The sequence below is a fragment of the Fodinibius sp. genome (genome assembly GCF_041642155.1).
In the GTDB taxonomy this organism is placed as follows: domain Bacteria; phylum Bacteroidota; class Rhodothermia; order Balneolales; family Balneolaceae; genus Fodinibius.
In genome coordinates this window covers 1-2,898 of record NZ_JBEPWZ010000347.1, presented here as the reverse complement: position 1 = coordinate 2,898, position 2,898 = coordinate 1, and the positions used below count along the sequence as shown (strand labels likewise).

At 51.1% G+C, this 2,898-nt stretch carries 3 protein-coding genes; all 3 read left to right on the top strand.

What is annotated here, in order from left to right:
• The first annotated feature begins 83 nt into the window (after nt 1-83).
• On the top strand, nt 84-1,208 hold the full coding sequence (locus ACESLU_RS13730; RefSeq protein ID WP_372639195.1) for a Re/Si-specific NAD(P)(+) transhydrogenase subunit alpha: 1,125 nt from the start codon (nt 84-86) through the stop codon (nt 1,206-1,208).
• A gap of 99 nt (nt 1,209-1,307) precedes the next feature.
• Nucleotides 1,308-1,589 carry an NAD(P) transhydrogenase subunit alpha gene (locus tag ACESLU_RS13725; RefSeq protein WP_073064750.1) on the top strand — a complete coding sequence of 94 codons (282 nt, stop codon included), beginning with the start codon at nt 1,308-1,310 and terminating at the stop codon, nt 1,587-1,589.
• An 8-nt stretch (nt 1,590-1,597) separates the two neighbouring features.
• A partial coding sequence (locus ACESLU_RS13720) for an NAD(P)(+) transhydrogenase (Re/Si-specific) subunit beta (protein ID WP_372639194.1) occupies nt 1,598-2,898 on the top strand: 1,301 nt, incomplete at its 3' end.

Sequence of the window (2,898 nt, the reverse complement as noted above, 5' to 3'; positions counted from 1 at the left end):
TTCGATGTATCAAAAATAACATTTGTAATCCCCGTAGTTTTCTATATTTTTACGATTTAATTTTAAACTTTTTACAAAACGCTGTGATTGTTGCAATCCCCAAAGAAACGGCTGAGCATGAAAAACGTGTAGCCCTTGTCCCGGAAACCGTTAGTAAGCTTACGGACATGGGAGTGGATGTTGTCATTGAAAAGGATGCCGGCCTTGCTTCAAACTACCTCAATGATGCCTATCGGGAAGCCGGAGCAACGATTAAAGATAATCGTGCCGAACTATTCGCTTCCGCTGACCTCCTCATAAGTATTCAGACGCCCCCCGCAGAGGATCTCAAGCGCCTGCCGGAAGGGAGCGTCCTTATCTGCTTTTTGTGGGCCCTGCAGAACAACGATACGGTTGAACTGCTCAAATCAGGCGGTATTACGGCCCTGGGCATGGACGCCGTGCCCCGCATTTCACGTGCACAAAATATGGATGCGCTCTCATCAATGAGCTCCATTGCCGGTTATAAGTCAGCGCTGATCGGTGCTAATGAACTGGACCGCTACCTGCCTATGATGATGACGGCCGCAGGAACAATTGCCCCGGGCAAGGTACTGGTGCTGGGTGCGGGGGTAGCGGGACTTCAAGCCATTGCCACCGCCAAGCGCCTGGGGGCGGTGGTGGAAGCCTTTGATATTCGTCCCGCAGTCAAAGAACAGGTCGAAAGCCTCGGGGCCACGTTTGTGGAAGTGCCCGACCTGGATGAAGAATCGGAAACCGAGGGGGGGTATGCCAAAGAGTTGGCGGAAGACGAGCAGGAACGTCAGCGGCAGGTCATCCACGAGCACGCCAAAAAATCGGACATCATTATTACCACCGCTTTAATTCCGGGCAAACCGGCTCCGCTGCTGATAACCAAGGAAATGGTTCACGACATGCACGCCGGCTCGGTGGTAGTTGACCTGGCTGCGGAACAGGGCGGTAATTGCGAGCTTACCGAAGCGGGAGAAACGACCCTTGTAAATGAAGTCAAAGTCATTGGACCCTTGAATATCCCGAGCATGCTGGCCTACCACGCCAGTAAGCTCTACTCCAAAAACATGTGGGCCCTCCTGGACCACCTGCTGGAAGAGGGAGAACCCCACTTCGATTTTGAAGACGAAATCACACTTAATACGACCATCACACACCAGGGCGAGATTATCAGTCCGATGCTGAAAGAAAATTAAAAGTTTAGAATTAGGAATGAGGAGTTTCTGAAAGTTGCTTTCAATTCCTAATTCGTCATTCCTAATTCCATAACTGTATATCAACATACATCGAATAATATGTCAGGTCTTATATTCAATCTTTTTATTTTTGTGTTAGCTTCCTTTATAGGATTCGAACTCATATCCAAAGTGCCGCCCACCCTGCACACCCCGTTGATGTCGGGAGCAAACGCCATTTCGGGTATCACCATTATCGGCGCTGTTGTGGTAGCGGGACAGGTAGAAAGTGAAATTGCTCAAATTATTGGGTTTTGTGCTATTGTATTCGCAACCATCAACGTAGTCGGCGGTTTCATGGTCACCGATCGCATGCTTGAAATGTTTAAGAAAAAAGATTGAAATAAATAATGAGTCACTTTTTACCTTCCGGCATTCAGAATATGTTACCCGATATTATTCAACTTGTCTACCTCCTGGCGACCGGTATCTTTATTATCGGCATCAAACGCCTGGGATCACCGGCAACGGCGCGCTCCGGCAACCAGCTGGCCGCCCTGGGGATGTTTATCGGTATTATAGTCACGCTTTTCGACCAGCAGATTATCAGCTTTGATTATATCATCGGCGGCATCCTTCTCGGATCCGCCATCGGTGCTTTTGCCGCCAAGAAAGTTGAGATGACCGCCATGCCTGAAATGGTGGCGATCTTTAACGGTTTCGGGGGTGGTGCTTCCGCACTTGTGGCCTGGGGAGAACTCAGGCGGGTAGCCGACCCGACCATACTTGCGGGACAGGACCTGGTCACGACGGGACTTAGTATCCTGATCGGTTCCATCACGTTCACCGGCAGCTTCATCGCTTTCGGCAAGCTCAAAGGGTTCATCAGCGGCAATCCGGTTACCTTTCCCGGACAAAATTTCTTCAATGCACTACTTACCCTCGTCAGTTTGGTACTGGTCGGCTGGCTGGCCTTTGACCCGGCGAATCAACTGATCTTCTGGATCCTCTTCGGCATAGCCCTGCTGCTGGGTATGCTGACGGTTCTGCCTATTGGCGGAGCTGACATGCCGGTGGTTATTTCATTGCTCAACTCGTATTCCGGACTGGCGGCTTCGATGGCGGGATTTGTAATCAATAACAACCTGCTGATCATCAGTGGTGCGCTGGTGGGGGCGGCCGGGCTCATTCTCACCAACATTATGTGCAAAGCGATGAACCGTACGCTCGGCAACGTGCTTTTCGGGGCATTTGGCGGCGACAACGGCGACAGCGGCGGTCCGGCTGCAGACACCGATAAGACGGTTCGCGAAACGACGGCTGAGGATGTCGCCCTGCAATGTGCTTATGCCGACAAGGTGATAATCACGCCGGGCTATGGATTAGCTGTGGCCCAGGCCCAACACGTACTCAAAGAGGTGGTGGATAAACTCGAAAAGAAAGGCGTGGAAGTGAAATACGGGATTCACCCGGTAGCGGGACGTATGCCCGGCCATATGAACGTATTGCTGGCTGAAGCGGATGTGCCGTATGATCAGCTCTATGACATGGATCAGGTCAACCCCGAGTTTAAGACCACGGACGTGGTGCTTATTATCGGTGCCAACGATGTGGTTAATCCGGCTGCCAAGACGTCCAAGGGCAGTCCTATTTACGGCATGCCTATCCTGGATGTGGATGAAGCGAAACGTACGATTGTCTTCAAACGGAG